Annotated in this window: 17 protein-coding genes; 1 reads left to right on the top strand and 16 read right to left on the bottom strand. The window is 56.8% G+C overall.

The features are described 5' to 3' along the window. Nucleotides 1–24 precede the first annotated feature (24 nt). The 9 genes from trpA to leuC form a co-directional block, all read right to left on the bottom strand. The gene (gene trpA / locus JIF53_RS01120; protein WP_113880126.1) at nt 25–837 is read right to left on the bottom strand and encodes a tryptophan synthase subunit alpha; all 813 of its coding nucleotides are present in this window, start codon (nt 835–837) and stop codon (nt 25–27) included. Nucleotides 838–854: 17 nt separating this feature from the next. After that, a complete protein-coding gene (gene trpB, locus JIF53_RS01115; RefSeq protein ID WP_197536003.1) occupies nt 855–2,063 on the bottom strand; it encodes a tryptophan synthase subunit beta in 1,209 nt (402 codons plus the stop codon). Then, nucleotides 2,056–2,685 (bottom strand): phosphoribosylanthranilate isomerase, encoded by a 630-nt coding sequence (locus tag JIF53_RS01110; RefSeq protein ID WP_113880127.1) that lies wholly within the window; start codon nt 2,683–2,685, stop codon nt 2,056–2,058. The genes trpB and JIF53_RS01110 overlap by 8 nt, the downstream gene beginning before the upstream one ends. Continuing rightward, nucleotides 2,682–3,590, bottom strand: coding sequence for a tRNA pseudouridine(38-40) synthase TruA (gene truA / locus JIF53_RS01105; protein ID WP_113880128.1), 909 nt, complete (start codon nt 3,588–3,590; stop codon nt 2,682–2,684). The genes JIF53_RS01110 and truA overlap by 4 nt, the downstream gene beginning before the upstream one ends. An 84-nt stretch (nt 3,591–3,674) precedes the next feature. Next, entirely contained in the window at nt 3,675–6,848 is a 3,174-nt protein-coding gene (locus JIF53_RS01100) for a FimV/HubP family polar landmark protein (RefSeq protein ID WP_113880129.1), read from the bottom strand. Nucleotides 6,849–7,161: 313 nt separating this feature from the next. Continuing rightward, a complete protein-coding gene (asd, locus tag JIF53_RS01095; protein ID WP_114434042.1) occupies nt 7,162–8,277 on the bottom strand; it encodes an aspartate-semialdehyde dehydrogenase in 1,116 nt (371 codons plus the stop codon). A 126-nt stretch (nt 8,278–8,403) separates the two neighbouring features. After that, complete coding sequence (leuB, locus tag JIF53_RS01090; protein ID WP_114434041.1) at nt 8,404–9,477, bottom strand: 3-isopropylmalate dehydrogenase; 1,074 nt, start codon at nt 9,475–9,477, stop codon at nt 8,404–8,406. A gap of 18 nt (nt 9,478–9,495) precedes the next feature. Beyond that, complete coding sequence (gene leuD / locus JIF53_RS01085) at nt 9,496–10,143, bottom strand: 3-isopropylmalate dehydratase small subunit (RefSeq protein ID WP_114434040.1); 648 nt, start codon at nt 10,141–10,143, stop codon at nt 9,496–9,498. A 17-nt stretch (nt 10,144–10,160) separates the two neighbouring features. Continuing rightward, nucleotides 10,161–11,579: a 3-isopropylmalate dehydratase large subunit gene (leuC, locus tag JIF53_RS01080; RefSeq protein WP_014421371.1), complete on the bottom strand. Its 1,419-nt coding sequence runs from the start codon at nt 11,577–11,579 to the stop codon at nt 10,161–10,163. A gap of 464 nt (nt 11,580–12,043) precedes the next feature. Between leuC and JIF53_RS01075 the strand changes: the two genes are divergently transcribed. Then, entirely contained in the window at nt 12,044–12,931 is an 888-nt protein-coding gene (locus JIF53_RS01075; RefSeq protein ID WP_199451646.1) for a LysR family transcriptional regulator, read from the top strand. On the opposite strand, the gene JIF53_RS01070 is transcribed toward JIF53_RS01075, so the two are convergent. The 7 genes from JIF53_RS01070 to JIF53_RS01040 all read right to left on the bottom strand — a co-directional run bounded on the left by JIF53_RS01070 (nt 12,925) and on the right by JIF53_RS01040 (nt 19,608). Further along, complete coding sequence (locus tag JIF53_RS01070) at nt 12,925–14,079, bottom strand: MFS transporter (RefSeq protein ID WP_199451714.1); 1,155 nt, start codon at nt 14,077–14,079, stop codon at nt 12,925–12,927. The two genes, JIF53_RS01075 and JIF53_RS01070, sit on opposite strands and share 7 nt — an antisense overlap. Before the next feature lie 18 nt (nt 14,080–14,097). Continuing rightward, nucleotides 14,098–15,192, bottom strand: coding sequence for a chorismate synthase (gene aroC, locus JIF53_RS01065; RefSeq protein WP_199451645.1), 1,095 nt, complete (start codon nt 15,190–15,192; stop codon nt 14,098–14,100). A gap of 37 nt (nt 15,193–15,229) precedes the next feature. Then, nucleotides 15,230–16,135: a 50S ribosomal protein L3 N(5)-glutamine methyltransferase gene (prmB, locus tag JIF53_RS01060; protein ID WP_023010098.1), complete on the bottom strand. Its 906-nt coding sequence runs from the start codon at nt 16,133–16,135 to the stop codon at nt 15,230–15,232. Nucleotides 16,136–16,210: 75 nt separating this feature from the next. Next, complete coding sequence (locus tag JIF53_RS01055) at nt 16,211–17,419, bottom strand: patatin-like phospholipase family protein (RefSeq protein ID WP_199451644.1); 1,209 nt, start codon at nt 17,417–17,419, stop codon at nt 16,211–16,213. Nucleotides 17,420–17,423: 4 nt separating this feature from the next. After that, nucleotides 17,424–18,332, bottom strand: coding sequence for a DUF4892 domain-containing protein (locus JIF53_RS01050; protein WP_023010333.1), 909 nt, complete (start codon nt 18,330–18,332; stop codon nt 17,424–17,426). Further along, entirely contained in the window at nt 18,325–19,245 is a 921-nt protein-coding gene (locus JIF53_RS01045; protein ID WP_011785058.1) for an alpha/beta fold hydrolase, read from the bottom strand. The genes JIF53_RS01050 and JIF53_RS01045 overlap by 8 nt, the downstream gene beginning before the upstream one ends. A gap of 12 nt (nt 19,246–19,257) precedes the next feature. Continuing rightward, the gene (locus JIF53_RS01040; RefSeq protein WP_008171779.1) at nt 19,258–19,608 is read right to left on the bottom strand and encodes a PilZ domain-containing protein; all 351 of its coding nucleotides are present in this window, start codon (nt 19,606–19,608) and stop codon (nt 19,258–19,260) included. Nucleotides 19,609–19,664 lie beyond the last annotated feature (56 nt).

Below are 19,664 nucleotides of genomic sequence, written 5' to 3'. Positions count from 1 at the left end.
CTTTGATGCCTGGATAATGCCCGCTCAGTGAGCGAGGCTGTCCAGCGCTTCGCGCATCGGGTGCAGCAGATCCGTCAGTGCGTTACGCAAAGCGTCAGGATCTGTCTGATGTCGGGCTATTGTATCGACCAGAACACTGCCAACAATTACACCATCGGATACTCTGCCTACTGCAGCGGCAGTTTCCGCATCCCTGATACCAAAGCCCACACCCACCGGTAACGCCGTGAGCTCGTGCACGTGGGCCACTTTCTTCGCGACTTCATCAACATCAATGGTTGCGGACCCGGTCACGCCCTTGATAGAAACATAGTACACATAGCCGGATGAGTGCTCACTGATCGCCTTGATCCGGTCATCCGTGGTTGTCGGCGCCAAAAGGAAAACCGGATCCAGATGGCGGTCGGCAAACAGCGGTGCTACCTGATCAGCCTCTTCGGGAGGCAGGTCAACCGTCAGAACGCCATCGACACCTGCGTCCGCTGCCACATCTGCAAACGCTTCATAGCCCATGGCCTCCATCGGGTTCAGATAACCCATCAGCACCACCGGGGTATCCGGATCGGTCTTGCGGAACTCCTTGACCATCGCCATCACCTGACGCAGCGACGTACCGTGCTTGAGCGCCCTTTCACAGGCCAGCTGAATCACCGGACCATCAGCCATCGGGTCCGAGAACGGCACGCCCAGCTCGATAATATCAGCACCGGCAGAGACCAGGGTATGCATCAGGCTGACCGTCTGATCCGGATGTGGATCGCCCGCTGTAATATAGGGAATCAGCGCCTTGCGGCCCTGCTCTTTCAATGCTTTCAATACGCCTTCAATTCGGCTCATGCCTGCTCCTGATACCTTCAGATCTCAATGCCATCAAGCTGGGCAATGGTGTGAATATCCTTGTCGCCGCGACCGGAGATGTTGATCACCAGCATTTGGTCCTTGTCCATGGTTGCGGCCAGCTTCACGCCATAAGCCACGGCGTGCGCGGTTTCCAGCGCCGGCATAATCCCTTCCACGCGTGTCAGTTTACGGAAGCCATCCAGGGCCTCGTCATCAGTCACTGACACATAATTGGCTCGACCAATGTCTTTCAACCAGGCATGTTCGGGCCCCACTCCGGGATAGTCCAGACCAGCACTAACGGAATGTGTTCCGGCGATCTGGCCATTCTCATCTTCCATCAGGTAGGTCCGGTTACCATGCAGCACTCCGGGGCGACCGGCACAAAGCGGCGCCGCATGTTGTCCGGTTTCAATCCCCAGACCACCGGCTTCAACACCATAAAGCTCCACGGACTCATCCGCCAGGAACGGATAGAACATACCAATGGCGTTAGAACCGCCACCGACGCAGGCCACCAGTGCGTCCGGCAGTTTACCCACTTTTTCCATGGCCTGTTTACGGATTTCTCGCCCAATCACCGACTGGAAATCACGCACCAGTAAAGGATAGGGATGCGGCCCTGCCACAGTGCCGATGATGTAGAAAGTATCATCCACATTCGCGACCCAGTCGCGCATGGCATCATTCATGGCATCCTTAAGGGTTTTCGTACCGCTCTGAACGGCATGGACGGTCGCGCCCAGCAGTTTCATGCGGTACACGTTCAGGGACTGACGCTTGACGTCTTCTGCCCCCATGAATACGTGACATTCAAGGCCCAGACGGGCACAAACCGTGGCGGTGGCTACACCATGTTGACCGGCGCCAGTTTCTGCAATGATGCGCTTCTTGCCCAGAAAACTGGCCAGCAGGGCCTGGCCAATGGTGTTATTCACCTTATGGGCACCGGTGTGGTTGAGGTCTTCGCGCTTGAGCCAGATTTGTGCGCCACCGGCTTCCCGAGTCAGGCGCTCTGCGAAATACAGCGGGCTGGGACGGCCAACATAATCGGCGAGGTCATTATCAAAAGTCGCCTGGAATTCCGGATCCTCCTTCAACCGAAGGTACTCCTTTTCCAGGGTCATCAGAGAATCCATCAGGGTTTCTGAAACGAACCGTCCACCAAAGGCACCGAAGTGACCTCTCGCATCAGGAAGCGCCTTCAACATTTCTTCAGTCAGTTTTACAGACACGGTGAACCTCTTTGAAAAATTGAGACAATTTGGTGGTGTCTTTCTTACCCTTGCTCTCTTCCACCCCACCGCTGACGTCAACAGCCCAGGGGCGTACCTGCTCAATCGCGCGGGCTACGTTATCAGATGACAACCCACCGGCCAATATCAGGGGCAAGGGCCTGCTTTCAGGAATCAGTGACCAGTTGAACGACTGGCCGGTACCGCCATAGCGGTTTGGATCCCAGGCGTCCACCAACAAACCGGAAGCCTGATGATAATCGGCAAACGCCTGTTCGATCTGTCCGGGCTCACGCACCCTGACGGCCTTGATCCAGCGTCGGCCAAAAGACTGGCAGAACTCCGGACTCTCATCGCCATGGAACTGCAGCAGATCCAGTGGCACAGCATCCAGAACTGCTTCGACATAATCCCGCTCAGGATTCACGAACAGTCCAGTAACCGCCACGAACGCAGGAACCTTGGCGGCCAGGATTCGGGCCTGCTCCAGATCGACCGCTCTAGGGCTCGGCGCATAAAACACCAGACCTATGGCATCGGCGCCACAGGCTACCCCGGCTTCCACATCCTGCGGGCGCGTCAGGCCACATATTTTTACGCGGGCTGTCATGCAGGAGCCTTTCCCTGTTTCGGGTGTATGTGAGTTGGTGTGATCGGCGCGTTGCTGGCCGGGTCAAACCAGGGAGTAACGAACGCCGGTCCACACAATGCCTTGGGAATCCCGAAGGACTCAGGATAACCGACATCCACCAGGTAGAGCCCGTAAGGAGGGGCGGTCACACCGGCAAGTTTGCGATCACGGCGTTCCAGAATATCACCAATCCAGCCTTCAGGCTGCTGACCATTACCAACCGCCATCAAGGCACCGGCAATATTGCGTACCATATGATGAAGAAAGGCGTTGGCCTGCACATCTATTACGATAAACTCTCCGCATCGGGTTACCGAAATCTGCTCCAGAAACCGAACCGGAGTCCGGGACTGGCAACCGGCAGCGCGAAATGAGGAGAAGTCATGCTCGCCGACCAGTGCCTGGGCTGCACAATGCATTCTTTCGGCATCCAACGGACGAAATGTCCAGGACACCTGTCCACGCTGGATCCCCGGGCGCACCGGATGATTGTAGATCACATACCGGTAACGTCGGTAAATCGCGGAAAACCTGGCGTGAAAATCGCCCTGACCGTTCCCTGCCCAGTGCACAGAAATGTCATCAGGTAATGCCGTGTTCATTCCCATGACCCAGGAACGAAGGTTTCGAACCGATGGCGTGTCAAAATGGGCTACCTGAAAACTGGCATGCACGCCGGCGTCGGTGCGGCCTGCACACACCAGGTCGACCGGATGGTCGGCAACGCGGGCCGCGGCCCGGGAAAGTTCTGCCTCCACCGAACGCACGCCACTCTTCTGCAATTGCCAGCCATGAAAGGCCTGACCGTCGTACTCAAAGATGATGGCAACCCGTCCATTACCAATGGCGTTATCTGTGGTGAGAGGCTGAGGCGTGAGGAACAAGTGCTGACCCGATTGCTGTCCACTGAAAAAGCAAAACGCCGGCTCAATGGCCGGCGCTTGCCGCGGTTAGTTGATTATAACGAATCAGGAGAGATTTTTAAGAAGCTCTTGTGCTTCTGCCTTCTGTTCTTCGTTACCCTCAAGAGCAACTTCCTCCAGAATATCCCTGGCACCGTCGCTGTCACCCATTTCGATGTAGGCCCGTGCCAGATCAAGTTTGGTGGCAGCTTCGTCAGTACCGGCGAGGAAGTCAAAGTCATCCTCGTCGTCCAGAGCGCTCTCATCAATATCCAATCCGCTATCACTACGAGTGGAGCTTTCGTCCAGAGAGTCTGACGCCACCGGCACGACTTCGTCCTCCAGCTCTTCAGGAGCCGGTTCGGCCTCAGCAACCTCTTCTGTCTGCTCCGCCAGCTCTTCCGGATTCTGCTGGTCAACGCCCGGCTCATCAGCCTCGGATTCGCTGAGTGCATCTTCCAGCCCAAGCTCATCTTCCAGGGATGGTTCGTCTTCCTGAGGACCAGCAGGTTCTCCGTTATCAGAGAACTCTTCCATCAGCGCGAGATCTTCATCAGATACATCCAGTTCCAGGTCATCCAGATCGGATTCTCCAAGCTCCAGTTCAGAAGGCTCATCGTCCTCGCCGGCAACCTTATCCAGCTCCGCATCAAGCTCGTCCAGGAAGGACTCGTCAAGCGAATCAGACTCCAGGTCCAGATCCGATACCTCGGTGTCTTCCTGCTTAACTGGCTCTTCTTCCGTCGGCTCAAGGTCGTCATCAAGATCGAAGCCCAGCTCAAGATCGTCTTCCTGATCCGAAACGGTACCAGACTGATCCGCCTCAACCGGCTCCGCTTCATCGGTTTCCAAGGAGGGCTCATCTGAACCGGCGAGTGCGTCGTCTTCAAAGGCCGACTCGAAATCCAGACTGAAGTCCTCTTCTTTGGATTCGGAAGTCCCGGTTGCCTCATCCAGACCGGAATCCAGATCAAGTGAAGCGTAATCAGTTTCGGTGGCGGACTCGTCTTCAGACTCCGGTTCTTCACCAATGCCGGACAGATCGTACTCAATCATGTCATCCCGGCCATCGGATTCTTTGCTGACATCGGACTCCAGCTCACCGAACTCGTTTTCATCAGCGGGCTCTGAAGTGGCTTCAAATTCGTCAGCTTTCAGCTCGTCAGAGATATCCCAGTCATCCGAAGCATGCTCGGTGGCCGGCTCTTGCTCTGGCTGACTGCCGAACGAATCCGAGCGCAGTTGGGATTCAAGGTCGTCGATGCTGGGCATCGCTTCAGCTTCAGCAAGGCGCTCCCGGAGGGATTCAGCTTCCTGGATAGCTGCCTCATCATCCAGCGCTTCAACTTCACGGTACTGCTTTTCAAACGCGTCGCGGTCCTGATTGTCCGCATACACAGACAACAGCTTCAGGCGCAGATCAGTACGGCTGGGCTCACGTGAAATGGCGTTCTCGAGCACCTGGGCTGCCTGATCGTGACGACCGTAAGCAACATAGGTTTCTGCTTCGGCAATGGCATCACCGGCTTCCGCTTCTGCCTCATCCTCATCTTCGAGACTGAGGTCGAACGAATCACCGCCTTCGCCTTCATCACTGTTCAACTGGTCGTAGAATTCTTTTTCGCGATTGGCATTGCGTCGTGCCACGAGCAACAACAACAGAAGCAGAAGGATAAGACCACCACCGAGGGCAATCTGATACATCGGATTGTTCAGAATACCGTCAATAATGTTACCCGGAAATGCCTTTTCAGGCGCCGTTACTGGTTGCAGCGGCTTTGGCTGCTGGGTCTGCGGGACGGCCGCGGGCTCGGATTCAGATGGAGATTCCTGCTCGGTAACGGCAGGCTGCTCTGCCACCACCTCATCAGCAGCACCCCCTTCGACATCACCACCAAACGGTTCTTCACCTGCAATATCGGCTTCGTCCGGGACCATGGCGCTATCTTCTTCCGCCATCGGTGTGTCGGCCGTTTCACCTTCAAGGACTTCATCGGCCTGACCACCACCGAACGGATCTTCACCGGTGCCGGCACCCAGATCACCTTCTACTGGTGTTGTCGCCGGTTCAACGTCAGACTCTGTCTCAGCAGTATCGGTCGGAGCTGGAGACTCTTCTTCCGACACCATACCCTGCATATCCGCAAGCTGGCTGTTCTTCAGTTCCAGCAACCGCTGCAGGGTCTCAACCTGGTCCTGTAGATCCTGGACACGGGTATTGAGTTCGTCATTTTCGCGTTTTGCGGCCTCCAGCTCTTCCATCGCAACTGCGGAACCGGCATCAACACCGCCCGGCAGATCGCCGTCACCACCGGCAGAACCACCGTCTTCGGTAGACCGGGATTCCGATTCATCGGCAACCAGCAGGCGCAACTCATCACCCGCTGCCGCCTGAGTAGCACCCTGTCCTGCCGCAGCCTGGGCGGTATCCGTTGCATCAACGGTTCTCGGAGACTGGAATTCCTGGTTCTGCTGTGCAACTACCCGATTGGCTTCAGCGCGGCTACGGCTCCGAATCTGATCCAGAGAGGGAATCCGCAACACCTCACCACGCTTCAGGCGGTTAATATTCCCGCCAATGAACGCGTTAGGATTCTGATCCTGAATCGCGAGCATAACCTGCTGCATGGAAACCGAACCATCCGGACGTACCTGCTGGGCAATGGTCCAGAGTGTGTCGGATGGCCCTGTCGGACCAAACGTATCTGCCTGATAGCCACGCGACACGGAGCCTTCTGCTGCCGCCTGGCGGCGGACAGATTCCTGGCTGCGCGCCGGCTGCTGTCTGGTGGCTGTCGTGGCCGGAGCACTGACTTGCTCCTCAATACCAGATTCCTCGGCGTAAACCGGAGGATCGACCAGCACGGCATATTCCCGCATCAGGCGACCATTGGGCCAGGTCAGCTCGAGGAGGAAATTCAGATACGGCTCGCGTACCGGCGCCCGGGAGGAAACATTGATGGCCAGATTGCCATCCGTCCCGGTAACCACTTCAAACCTTAATTGACTCAGAAACTGGTGGCGGTCCAGGCCGACGCGCTCATAGGCGGCCTCCGGTGCCACATTGACGAACACTTCACCGGGATCAACACCGCGACTCTGATTCAGTGATATTTCTGCATCCAGTGGCTCGTTCAGCCAGGACTGGAGCTCAATTTCTCCAAGTCCAAGCGCCTGAGCCATTCCAGAGCCGAGCCCTCCCGCCAGCGCCAGGGCAACCGCAAGCTTGCGTACCTTCATGCTTATTCCTTTCCAGTCTCCGTTATTCTTTACTGCCGTATCTCAACAGAATCGGACGAGGTTGGATGACTTTCGCCTTGTTATTTCTCGTTTTTATATCGCAATTATACCGTTCGGTTTGGCAAGTATTGTTGATAAAACCCGTTTTATCAATCAATCAGCTGCAATCCTTGCACCGTTTTTTTATCTATCGGGCGGAACTCCTTAGCGCCCTTGAAAATAACAGGGGCGGACGCTGAAATCAGCCTCCGCCCCTGACCGGCTTGCAAAAAACCGGACACAGTTGGCATTAATTACCGCTGTGTAACACTTTTTAACGTTCCTGAAGGATTCGCAGCATCCGACGCAGCGGTTCTGCGGCACCCCACAGCAACTGGTCACCCACCGTGAAAGCGGAAATATACTCCGGCCCCATGGACAACTTGCGAATACGACCAATCGGAATACTCAACGTGCCGGTCACTTTCGCCGGAGTGAGCTCCTGCATGGTGGCATCGCGATCGTTGGGAATGACTTTCACCCAGTCGTTGGCCTTGGCCAGAATGCCTTCAATTTCGGAAACTGACAGGTCTTTCTTCAGCTTGATGGTCAGCGCCTGACTATGGGAACGCATGGCGCCAATGCGCACGCAGATACCATCGATAGGGATCGGGTTGTCACTCCGACCAAGAATCTTGTTGGTCTCGACGCCCGCTTTCCACTCTTCCTTGCTCATGCCGTTATCGAGCTGCTTGTCGATAAACGGAATCAGACTGCCCGCCAGCGGCACACCGAAATGCTCAGTGGGGAAATCGCCGGAACGCATGGTATCAGTCACCTTGCGATCGATGTCGAGGATGGCGGAAGACGGGTCAGCCAGCTCAGATTTGACGCTCTCATTCAACGCGCCCATCTGGTTCAACAGCTCCCGCATATTCTGGGCACCAGAGCCGGACGCTGCCTGGTACGTCATCGGAGACACCCACTCGATCAGATCCTGCTCCAGCAGGCCGCCCAGGGCCAGCATCATCAGGCTCACGGTGCAGTTACCGCCGATATAATCCTTTACGCCCTTATCCAGGGCCGCATCGATCACGTTACGGTTAACCGGATCCAGCACGATCACAGAGTGATCGACCATACGCAGAGTGGATGCCGCATCAATCCAGTAACCGTCCCAGCCTGCATCACGCAGCTTCTGGTAAACCTCGGTGGTGTAATCGCCGCCCTGACAGGTAACGATCACATCCATCCCCTTGAGGATGTCGATATCGAACGCGTCCTGCAATGGAGGAACGCCGTCTTTGCCTACGTCCGGGGCCGGCTTCCCTGCCTGGGAAGTGGTGAAAAACACCGGATCGATGTCGGCAAAATCATTTTCTTCACGCATGCGCTGCATGAGGACCGAGCCCACCATGCCGCGCCAACCTACAAGTCCAACTCGCTTCATGTGCGACCTTTGAACCTCGTTTTATGCCCGCCCGCTACCGTTATCGCTGGCAGGGACAGGATGGATGATCCCGCAACGGCTGCATCCTGCCGTTGTCGGGTCTCGATTGAGCAAACCAGTGGTGCTTTAAAGCGCGTTCAGAACCGCCTCACCCATGTCGCGAGTGGATACCTTCTGACCGCCTTCCGACATAATGTCGGCGGTACGCAGCCCCTGGTCCAGCACCTTGCTGACCGCCGCCTCGATGGCCTGGGCGGCTTTTTCCTCATTCAGGCTGTAACGCAACATCATTGCAGCACTGAGGATGGTAGCCAGCGGGTTGGCAATGCCCTGCCCGGCAATATCCGGCGCCGAGCCGTGACACGGCTCATACATACCCTGCTTTTCGGAATTCAGTGACGCAGAGGGAAGCATGCCGATAGAACCGGTGAGCATTGCCGCTTCGTCAGAAAGAATATCACCAAACATGTTGCCAGTCACAATCACGTCGAACTGCTTGGGCGCACGGACCAACTGCATGGCTGCGTTATCCACGTACATATGGGAAAGCTCCACATCCGGATATTCCCGCTTCAGGTCTTCCATGATTTCCCGCCACAGCACGGTCACTTCCAGCACGTTGGCCTTGTCAACCGAGCACAGCTTCTTGCCTCGTTGCTGGGCCGCCTCGAAGGCAACCCGGCCAATACGCCGAATCTCGGACTCGGTGTACTGGTAGGTGTTGTAGCCCTGGCGCTCACCGCTTTCCAGCTCACGCACACCACGAGGCTGTCCAAAATAAATACCACCGGTGAGTTCGCGGACGATCAGAATGTCCAGCCCGGAAACCACCTCCGGCTTCAGGGACGAAGCAGACGCCAGCTGCGGATACAGAATGGCCGGACGCAGGTTGGCAAACAGCTCAAGGTTGGAACGCAGCCCCAACAGTCCCTTTTCCGGGCGCTTCGCCATCGGGAGGCTGTCCCACTTTGGCCCCCCTACAGCCCCCAGCAGAATCGCATCGGCCTTACGGGCCTTCTCCAGGGTTTCTTCAGGCAGCGGCGTATCAGTCTCATCAATCGCCGCACCGCCAACGAGGGCAGATTCAAAACTCAGCGCCAGCCCGAACTGGTCGTTCACCTTATGCAGAACCTTCTCCGCTTCTGCCACAATCTCCGGACCAATGCCGTCGCCCGGCAGGAGCAATACATTACGGGACATAATCCAATTCCTTGTTAATCAGTTTGCAGTATTAAACAACCAGGGAGCGGTCTTGCGCCGGGATTCTTCATAAGCGCGAATGGTATCCGCATCTTCCAGGGTCACGCCGATGTCGTCCAGACCGTTCAGCAAACAATGACGGCGGAAATCATCAACATCAAAACTGAACGACTCACCACCGGGTGTCGCCACCGTTTTAGCCTCGAGATCGACCGTCAGCTGATAGCCTTCATTCTCTTCGGTTTCCCGGAACAGCTTATCAACCACTTCTTCATTTAAAACAATAGGTAAAAGGCCATTCTTAAAGCAGTTATTGTAGAATATATCGGCAAAGCTCGGAGCAATAATCACCCGGAAACCGAAATCATCCAGCGCCCAGGGCGCGTGCTCACGGCTGGAACCGCAGCCAAAATTGGTCCGGGCCAGCAACACGCTGGCGTTCCTGTAACGCTCCTGGTTCAACACGAAATCCGGGTTCAGCGGACGGTTGGAACAATCCTGATCCGGCTTGCCTTCATCCAGATAACGCAGCTCATCGAACAGGTTCGGGCCAAAGCCCGTGCGCTTGATGGACTTCAAAAACTGCTTGGGAATAATCATGTCCGTGTCCACATTGGAACGGTCCATGGGGGCAACAATGCCCTGGTGTTGCGTAAATGCTCGCATGGTCTCTCTCCTGTGGCTCAGTTCATCAATTCACGGACATCAACGAAGTGACCAGTCACCGCTGCCGCGGCGGCCATGGCCGGGCTTACCAGGTGAGTACGCCCACCAAAGCCCTGACGACCTTCGAAGTTCCGGTTTGAGGTAGACGCACAATGCTCACCCTGCCCCAGCTTGTCGGCGTTCATGGCCAGACACATGGAACAACCCGGATCACGCCATTCCAGACCCGCCTCGATAAAGATTTTGTCGAGACCTTCCTGCTCCGCCTGGGTTTTGACCAGACCGGAACCCGGAACCACCATCGCCTGCTTGAGGCTGGCCGCGACCTTGCGACCCTTTACCACCGCCGCAGCTTCCCGCAGATCCTCAATTCGGCTGTTGGTGCAGGAACCGATAAACACGCGATCCAGCTTGATATCGGTAATCTTCTGATTCGGCTGAAGGCCCATGTACTTCAACGCGCGGACGATCCCCTCGCGCTTGATGGGATCCTCTTCCTTCGCAGGATCCGGCACCGCGCCCTCTACACCAACCACCATCTCCGGCGACGTGCCCCAGCTCACCTGAGGCTGAATGGCGGAGCCATCAAGCTCAACCACTTTGTCGAACACCGCATCATCGTCGCTGTGGAGCGTGCGCCAATATTCAACCGCCTTGTCCCAGGTCTCACCCCTGGGCGAAAACGGACGACCTTTGACATACTCGATGGTGGTGTCATCCACTGCCACCATACCCACCCGGGCACCGGCTTCGATGGACATATTACAAATGGTCATCCGGCCTTCCATGCTCAAACCACGGATCGCCTCGCCACCAAATTCAATGGCGTAACCGGTACCACCGGCGGTACCAATCTTGCCGATGATCGCCAGAACCACATCCTTGCCGGTAACACCCGCGCCCAGCTTGCCGTTCACCTTTACCAGCATGTTCTTCATCTTCTTCTGGACCAGGCACTGGGTCGCCAGAACATGCTCCACTTCAGACGTGCCGATACCATGAGCCAGACAGCCAAAAGCGCCGTGAGTAGAAGTATGAGAATCACCGCAGACAATGCTCATGCCCGGCAACGTCGCACCCTGCTCCGGCCCAATCACGTGCACGATACCCTGACGCTGATCCTTGATCTTGAACTCGAGAATCCCGAATTCGTCACAGTTCTTGTCCAGCGTCTCCACCTGAGTGCGGGACACCGGATCCACAATGCCGTCGATACCTTTGTCACGATCCGTGGTCGGAACGTTATGATCCGGAGTGGCAATATTGGCATCAATCCGCCAAGGCTTGCGGCCAGCCAGACGAAGGCCCTCAAAGGCCTGAGGTGATGTCACTTCGTGCAACAATTGACGATCAATGTAAATCAACGCGGAACCATCGTCCCGCTGCTTGACCAAATGGTCGTCCCACAATTTGTCGTATAAGGTCTTGCCCGCCATGATTCTCTCTCACTCTCTGGGGGTTTCTGTTTCTGCTTCGAATGATGACATCATACCCCTGCGCCACGAATAACCTCAATTCATGTTTTTTATGCTTTGCATTCCAAACAGGAATCAACAATAGTAGAGCCATACTTCGGCGCAGGTCACGAACGGGCGGGTAAGGCTTTTCAAAACACGCCTACAAGCACATCCCTGTGGGCTCGTTTCGGGCCGTCCTTGGCCCTCAACGGTTTTGAAAAGCCTTACCCGCCCGTTCGCTCCCCCAACATGAGTCGGGAAGTCCTGAAACCTGCACCCAAGTATGAGGAGCAGATTCAGGAACCCCCTCCCAAAAATGTCGGAGGCCATGGATGGCCGGAGAGAAGCGCACATGGACGTGCTTGTAGCGGTTTTTGGGAGGGGGTTCCTGAATCTGATCCCTGCACCAACGTGGAATCCACCCATCAATTGGAGCAGCAACTATGGACGCAAACTCCCTGAAAGCATTCCTGACAATCGTCGACCAGGGTTCCTTCTCAGAAGCCGCTGAAACCCTGCACCTGACACAGCCAGCCATCAGCAAACGCCTGGCCGCCCTGGAAACCCAACTGGACACCCGACTGATCGACCGCAGTAACCGGGAAATCCGTCTGACCGAAGCCGGCACAAGACTCCTCCCCCATGCCCGCAAAATCCTCGATGAAATCCACAACGCCCGCATGGCCCTCACCACCAGCGCCGACAGCATCGAAGGCGAACTCCACGCCATCGCCAGTCACCACATCGGCCTACACCACCTGCCCAACTGGCTACGCCGCTATCGCCGGGAATACCCCCAGGTGGACCTGCACCTGCAATTCATGGAATCCGATGCTGCCTACGACCAGATGAACAAACGCAATGCTGAACTGGCCTTCGTCACCCTCAGCGACAGCATGAACCCGGAGTTCTCCATCCTCGCCCAGTGGCCAGACCCCATGGCGTTCGTGGTTGGGAAAGAACATCCTCTGGCAACACTGGGGAGCCCTGCGCTTTCTGACCTCGCGCCACACCCGGCGTTGCTACCGGACACCAGCACCGCCACCTACCGGGTGGTCAGCCGTCTGTTTCTGGAAGCCAACCTCACCCTGAAACCCCTGATGCCCACCAACTACCTGGAAACCATCAAAATGATGGTAAGCGTTGGCCTCGGGTGGAGCATTTTGCCGGTCAGCATGCTCGATAACAGTCTGAAGGTGCTTGAGGTGCCCCACCCTGTTACCCGGGTTCTGGGTGCCGTAGCACTGTCCCGACGACAACTGGGTAGTGCCGCCCAGGCATTGCTGCAGATAGTGGAAGAGGAAGAAACGGGACCGAAATCCAGTCAATGATCGTGCTGGGGCTGTGGTGGCGGCTGCAAACCCCGCCAGGTCACAATAATGGCAAAGGCCATGGCGGCAGCACCACCCCAGAACGCGGCAGAGGTACTGAAACCATCCACCAGGAAACCGGATAACCAGGCGCCGGTCGCGCCTCCGGCTCCGAAAGTCAGGCCACTGTATAGAGCCTGACCCTGGCCATGATGGTGCTTCCCGAAAAAGCCCTGAATGTATTGGACCGATACTGCATGCAATGCGCCGTAAGAAGCCGCGTGCAGCAGCTGGGCGAAGATCAGTACCGGCAATACCGACGTAAGCTCGGCAATCAGGCCCCAGCGGATCATTGTCAGCACCAGCGCCCCCAGCACCACCTGCCGTACACTAAAACGCCGGGAGAGCCTGTGCATGATCAGAAACAAGCCGATCTCTGCGATGACTCCCAGTGACCACAGCAATCCGATGGCCAGTTTGCCGTATCCATGCTGTTCCAGGTGGATACTGAAAAAGGTGTAGTAAGCGCCGTGAGACACCTGCAACAGGAAGTTCATGGCGAAAAAAGTGACGACTGCCGGGTGGGTGACAATCGCTTTCAGGCTGCCAACCGGGGCAGATTGCTGCTTGCGCTCGCCACGCTCGGACGGTACCAGAAATGCCGAGACGGCAATCCCTGCAAATACCGGCAATAACAGCCACGGCAAGTACTGAATTTCCACCAGCTCCAGTAGCCCGCCCACCAGAGCCACTGCGCCGATAAATCCGACAGAGCCCCATAGACGAACCTTGCCGTACTTGTCCCGATGTTTGCCCAGTACCCGCAAGGTAATGACTTCATACAAAGGCAAAATGGCGTTCCAGAAAAACGTGAACACCAGCATGACCAGCAACAGACCGTAGAATCCAGGCTCCAGAAACACACCAGCGAAAAACAACGAGCCGAAAATGGCACCAAAACGCACGAGACGGACGCGCTGACCGGTCCGGTCACCGATATAACCCCACACGCTGGGCGCCACAATCTTGGTAAGCTGGATGGTCGCCATCAGTGTGGCGATCTGAAGATAGGAGTAGCCCTGGCCCTCAAGATAGAGGGACCAATAGGGCAAAAGCCCTCCAAGGAGGGCGAAAAACCAGAAATAGAGGTTCGACAGCCGCCAGTAGATGGTAGCGCCTCCCCGAAATCAGAGCTGGCCGAGGACCGGCGTGGTGACTTCTACATCACCGTTCTGGCCGCGATGGCGCAGGTAGTGATCCATCAAGACGATGGCCATCATGGCCTCGGCGATGGGCGTTGCGCGGATACCTACGCAGGGGTCGTGACGACCAGTGGTGATCACCTCCACCGGGTTACCGTCTACATCAATGCCCTTGCCGGGCAGGCGCAAGCTTGATGTTGGCTTAAGTGCAATGCTGGCAACAATCGGCTGGCCGGAGGAAATGCCGCCCAGTACGCCACCGGCATTGTTGGAAAGAAAGCCTTCCGGCGTCATCTCATCCCGGTGCTCCGTTCCTTTTTGCTCAATGCAATCGAAACCGGCACCGATCTCCACACCCTTGACCGCGTTGATGCTCATCAGAGCGTGGGCAAGATCGGCATCCAGACGATCGAAAATGGGCTCGCCGAGGCCTGGAGGAACCCCCTCCGCAACGACGTTGATACGGGCGCCAATGGAATCCCCTTCTTTACGCAGGGCGTCCATGTAGGCTTCCATTTCCGCAACCTTGTCGGCATCCGGGCAGAAGAACGGATTCTGGTGAACCTGATCCCAATCCAGCTTTTCTGCCTTGATCGGCCCCAACTGAGAAAGATAACCCCGCACCCGGATCCCCAGACGGTGCTCAAGAAACTTCCGTGCGACCGCACCGGCAGCAACCCGCATGGCGGTTTCCCGCGCGGATGAGCGGCCACCGCCCCGGTAATCCCGGACACCATACTTGTGGTGGTAAGTGTAGTCAGCGTGGGCCGGACGGAACTGGGCAGCAATCTTGGAATAGTCCTTGGAACGCTGGTCGGTGTTTTCGATAATCAGACCAATCGGTGTGCCGGTGGTTTTGCCCTCAAACACACCAGACAGAATCCGAACCTCGTCCGCCTCACGACGCTGGGTCGTATGCCGGGAAGTACCGGGTTTGCGGCGATCCAGGTCCCGCTGCATATCTTCTTCTGACAGCTCCAGGCCCGGAGGGCAACCGTCGATAATGCAGCCCAGGGCCGCGCCGTGACTCTCACCAAAGGTGGTGACGGTGAACAGCTTTCCGAATGTATTTCCCGACATAATTCAGCACTTTATACAGGTTTTGTAATTTACGATCTTAGCTTTTTCGGGCCTGCCATTCACGCAGATCCCGGGCAGTGACCAGGAATACGCCATTGCCGCCGTTCTCGAATTCCAGCCAGGTTAACGGCAAATCCGGGTAGGCATCATCCATGGCACCCCAGGAGTTGCCAACCTCCACAATCAGGAGTCCGTCGTCGGTGAGGTAATCGGCAGCCTGGGCAACTATGCGGTGGGCAATGTCCAGCCCATCGTCTCCGGCGGCCAGGCCCAGTTCGGGCTCATGGTGATACTCGGCCGGCATGTCTGCAAGGTCTTCCGCATCCACATAAGGCGGATTACTGACGATCACGTCGTAGCGACCTTCAATGTTGTCGAAAACATCCGACTGAATCGCGCGTACGCGCCCCTCCAGCCCATGAAGTTCAATATTGGACTCAGCTACGGCGAGGGCATCCGCCGAAATATCAGACAGATCCACTTCCGCCTCGTCAAAAACCGTCGCCGCGCCAATACCGATACAGCCGCTGCCAGTACACAAATCCAGAATTCGTTGAACCTGCGTCGCGCCTAACCAGGGCTGAAGACCGTTCTCCAGCAGTTCGCCAATCGGCGAACGGGGAACCAGAACGCGCTCATCAACGTTGAACGGCATCCCCATAAACCAGGCTTCGCCAAGCAGGTAAGCAATCGGAATACGCTCGTTGACCCGACGCTCTACGCGCTCGAGAATCAGTTCCCGCTCTGAACGGGTCAGTCGCGCATCCAGAAACAGATTGTTGTTTTCCAGCGGCAGATGCAGGCTGCGCAATACCAGCTGAACGGCCTCATCCCAGACGTTATCAGTGCCATGGCCAAAGTAGATTGGCGAAGCCGCAAAACGGGAAACCGTGAACCGAAGCAGGTCACGGATGGAGTGCAGGTCGTCAACGGGACTGGTCAAAACTTAGCTTCCTGGTCTGGCTAATGGTGCGCGGCATTATACGCGCATTGCGGCGCGGGCTGCAGCTCTTGTGGCTCAGAGAGCCAGCGGGCCGGAGCTGCTGCGGCTTTGTTCAAACCGGTCCAGGGCGGCCAACATCCGCTCCCGGCCCAGTTGTATCAGCTCCGGGGCCTTGTGATAGTCGTAGCTTCTGCAGGCATTCTTGGGAATGTTAACCAACAGATCCGGTGGGTAGCCGGCAATCTTGTACTGCACTAACGCGCTTTGCATGGTCTCGATGGTCAGGTTCATTACATCGAATTTGCCAATGCCCAGCTTGTCCCAGTCGATGGTCTCGTGCTCGTCACGATGTCTGGACCGCCCCGATTCGTCTTCACGCTTTTTCTCGGGCGCCGTCTTTTTTGCCATTTCCCGGCTTATTTTCTGTTCCGGCGACTCACCACTTTCCGGTTTTCGGGAACCCAGCGTTTTCAGGGTATCCCAATCAAACCAGCGGGACGCCTTTTCGCGAATGGCATCGACCCATTCCTCCATATCGCTACTGGTTTCTTCCGGAGCAAACGCAGCGTCTGGAATGCGCCTTTGTTGATCATCCTCACCGCTCAGGTTAACGGCCATCACCAGATCTGCATGGGCTGAGATGGTGGGAATAATAGGCAATGGATTGAGCAGTGCGCCATCCACCAGTACCCGGCCGTTGAGCACCAGAGGCGTCACCACGCTGGGTATGGCAATGGAGGCGCGGATAGCCTGGTCCAGCGGGCCTTCCTGAAACCAGATTTCCTTATGGGCCAGAAGATCTGTTGCTACGGCGGTGTAAGCAATGGGCAGATCCTCAATACGCGTATCGCCCAGAATATCCCGAACCACAGAAAAGACTTTTTCTCCACGAATAGCGCCGACAGAAGTGAAGGTCACATCCAGCAATCGCAAGACATCAAACTGGCCGAGCCCGGTCACCCAGTCCTTGTAGTCTTTCATCTTACCGGCACCGTACATGCCACCGATCAGGGCGCCCATGGAGCAGCCGGAGATGGCAACGATCTCGTAACCACGCTCCTGAAGGACTTCAATCGCACCGATGTGGGCATAGCCACGGGCGCCGCCGCTACCAAGGGTGAGTGCAACGGTTTTGCCCTTACCAGGCAATGACTCCATGCGCTCGGTACTGGCCGGCGCTGACGCCGCAGAAATACCAGAACTGGTCACTACCGACGTGACGCCGTCCTGCGCGGCTGCGGTTCTGCCGGACGCTTCCTTTTCCGGGCTATCCTTTTCTGCCATTTCCTTACCTCTTGATAACCAGCACCTCAACCCGGTTACCCTGCCGAGTCGGGTCATTCATCGGGACGGCCGGCCCAACCGGAACAATGCGTATCTGACTCAGCGAAATACCCGTCTTGCCCAGCAGCGCGGCCAGGCTTTCGGCCGCAGCGCGGGAACGCTCCAAAGCCGCTTCGAGCGGCTCATCCTGCTCGAGATCGGTGAACGAGGCCAGCACCACTTCCGCATCATCGCCAGCCCAGTCATTCAGGGTTCGCCGATCATCCGCTGACCACTCAAAACGAAACGTCACTCCGCCGGACCAGGGGATCACCAAAGGCCCCTGAATCGGGCCAACTCCAATGGTATACCCGGGAATGGCCGCACCGAAACCAACATTCAGATGCTCAACCCAGACATACTCTCTCAGGTTGCCTCTTGTCACGGTGTAGACAAGGGTCAACCACTGCTGTCCGTCCTCTGCCGTTGTGGCGGCAACCAGGTAATCCTGAGTGGCGTCCCGCCCCAGAAGGCGGGATTGCTGGAAAATCTGGTTGGCCCAGACATTACTGCGGCCACAGGCGATGCCGGCACACTCAAATAGAATTTTCGCACCACCGGCAGACAATTTCTGGTAGTAATGGGCCCGCGCAGCCTGACGATTCGCATCCCTGGAGATTTCAAACAGCTGGCCCTGCCCCTGCACCGGCAAACGAGCCATGGTCTCGGAGCGGATTTCATCACGGATTTCCCGAACCGGACTAAAAAGCACCAGATGGCCAGCAGACTGTATCTCGACCGTGGATTCAAGCGTTGACTGCGGAAAAGGGGCTGGCGCGTCTTCAGGCCACGCAGCCATTGCAGGAATGGTAAAACATAACCATACAAGGCCGGCCAGCGCACCGACCATCGAGGAATTACCACGATCAATCATGTAAGAGAAACCTGTTAATCGCTTCGGCAACGGGAGTCACCTCCCCGTCAAGATGACAATGATGCCCACCAGGCACATCGACTGTTTCAAGGTTGGGGACCAGATCGGCACGACTATCGAGCCCGCCGCGGGAAACCAGCAACCCTTCTTCTGCCCTTACGAATAAAGTGGGTGTCTGGATGGCAGACAAAGACGCCCTCACCTGTTCTTCGGTCATCATCAGCGGTGTAGGGTGGCGTAAACGGGCATCCGTACGCCATATAAACCCGCCAGTTTCCGTGCGCATGTTTCTGGGCACCAGCGTTCTTGCCGCCTCGGGGCTCAGGGGGCTCAGCCCGCCCTCACGGATTCGGGCCGCGCTCTGAATATCCGGATAGACCGCCGGAGCAGCCGAACCAGCCCTGCGTTTCTGTAATGCCCGCCGCAACTGGGGGATCGTCTCACGTGCTGGCCGACTGAGCGCGCCCAGACTGTCAATCATCACCAGTCTGCGCACCCGTTCCGGGAATGCGGCGGCGTAAAGTGCGCAGACAATCCCACCGAGAGAATGCCCCACAAGATCCAGAGGGTAACGTTCGCTTTCAGGAAAATGCCGTTCCACCAGTTCGGATAGATCCCCGACGTAGTCCATCAGCCAATAGCTGTAACCCGGTGGCCGATGGCCCGAGTGTCCGTGCCCTGCCATATCCACCGCATGTATCGTGGTGCTCTCGGCCAACAACGGCGCCAGTCGGGCAAAAGACATGGCATTGTCGAGCCAGCCGTGCAGAAGGATAGCCGGTGGTCGTGAGCTTTCCTCGCTGGAGCTCGGCCAGGTCAGACCCGAAAGAGTTATGTTATCCAGGGGCCAGTGCATTTCATGGCAGCCGGCCTGTGGTTCTGGAACGCTACCGGGCAACGAGGTCTCCGTCATTCGGTAGCGGCCTTACATGGTGTGGGTGGGACGATCGGAACTCAGCGAGCCGGCCAGGTAGGATTCAATCTTGGTGCGGGCAGTTTCGTCATCGCCATTGAACTGCACGCCAATGCCTGCGGCCCGGTTTCCCTGAGCACCCTTGGGGGTAATCCAGATCACCTTGCCAGCCACCGGGATTTTCTCCGGCTCATCCATCAGGTTGAGCAGCAGAAACACCTCATCGCCCAGCTGATATTGCTTCTGGGTAGGAATAAACAGGCCTCCCTGGCGGATATAGGGCATGTACGCCGCATAGAGAACCGCCTTGTCCTTGATCGTCAGGGTTAGAATACCGCTGCGTGCTCCGAATCCGGGCCCCATATCAAATACCTTTTACGCAAATTTACTGATATTTCGCAATGATAGCAGTTGATCCT

The sequence above is a fragment of the Marinobacter sp. bablab_jr008 genome, assembly GCF_016464145.1.
Taxonomy (GTDB): Bacteria; Pseudomonadota; Gammaproteobacteria; order Pseudomonadales; family Oleiphilaceae; genus Marinobacter; species Marinobacter nauticus.
The sequence above is the reverse complement of the archived record's forward strand: the minus strand, read 5'-3'. Positions and strand labels throughout refer to the sequence as shown.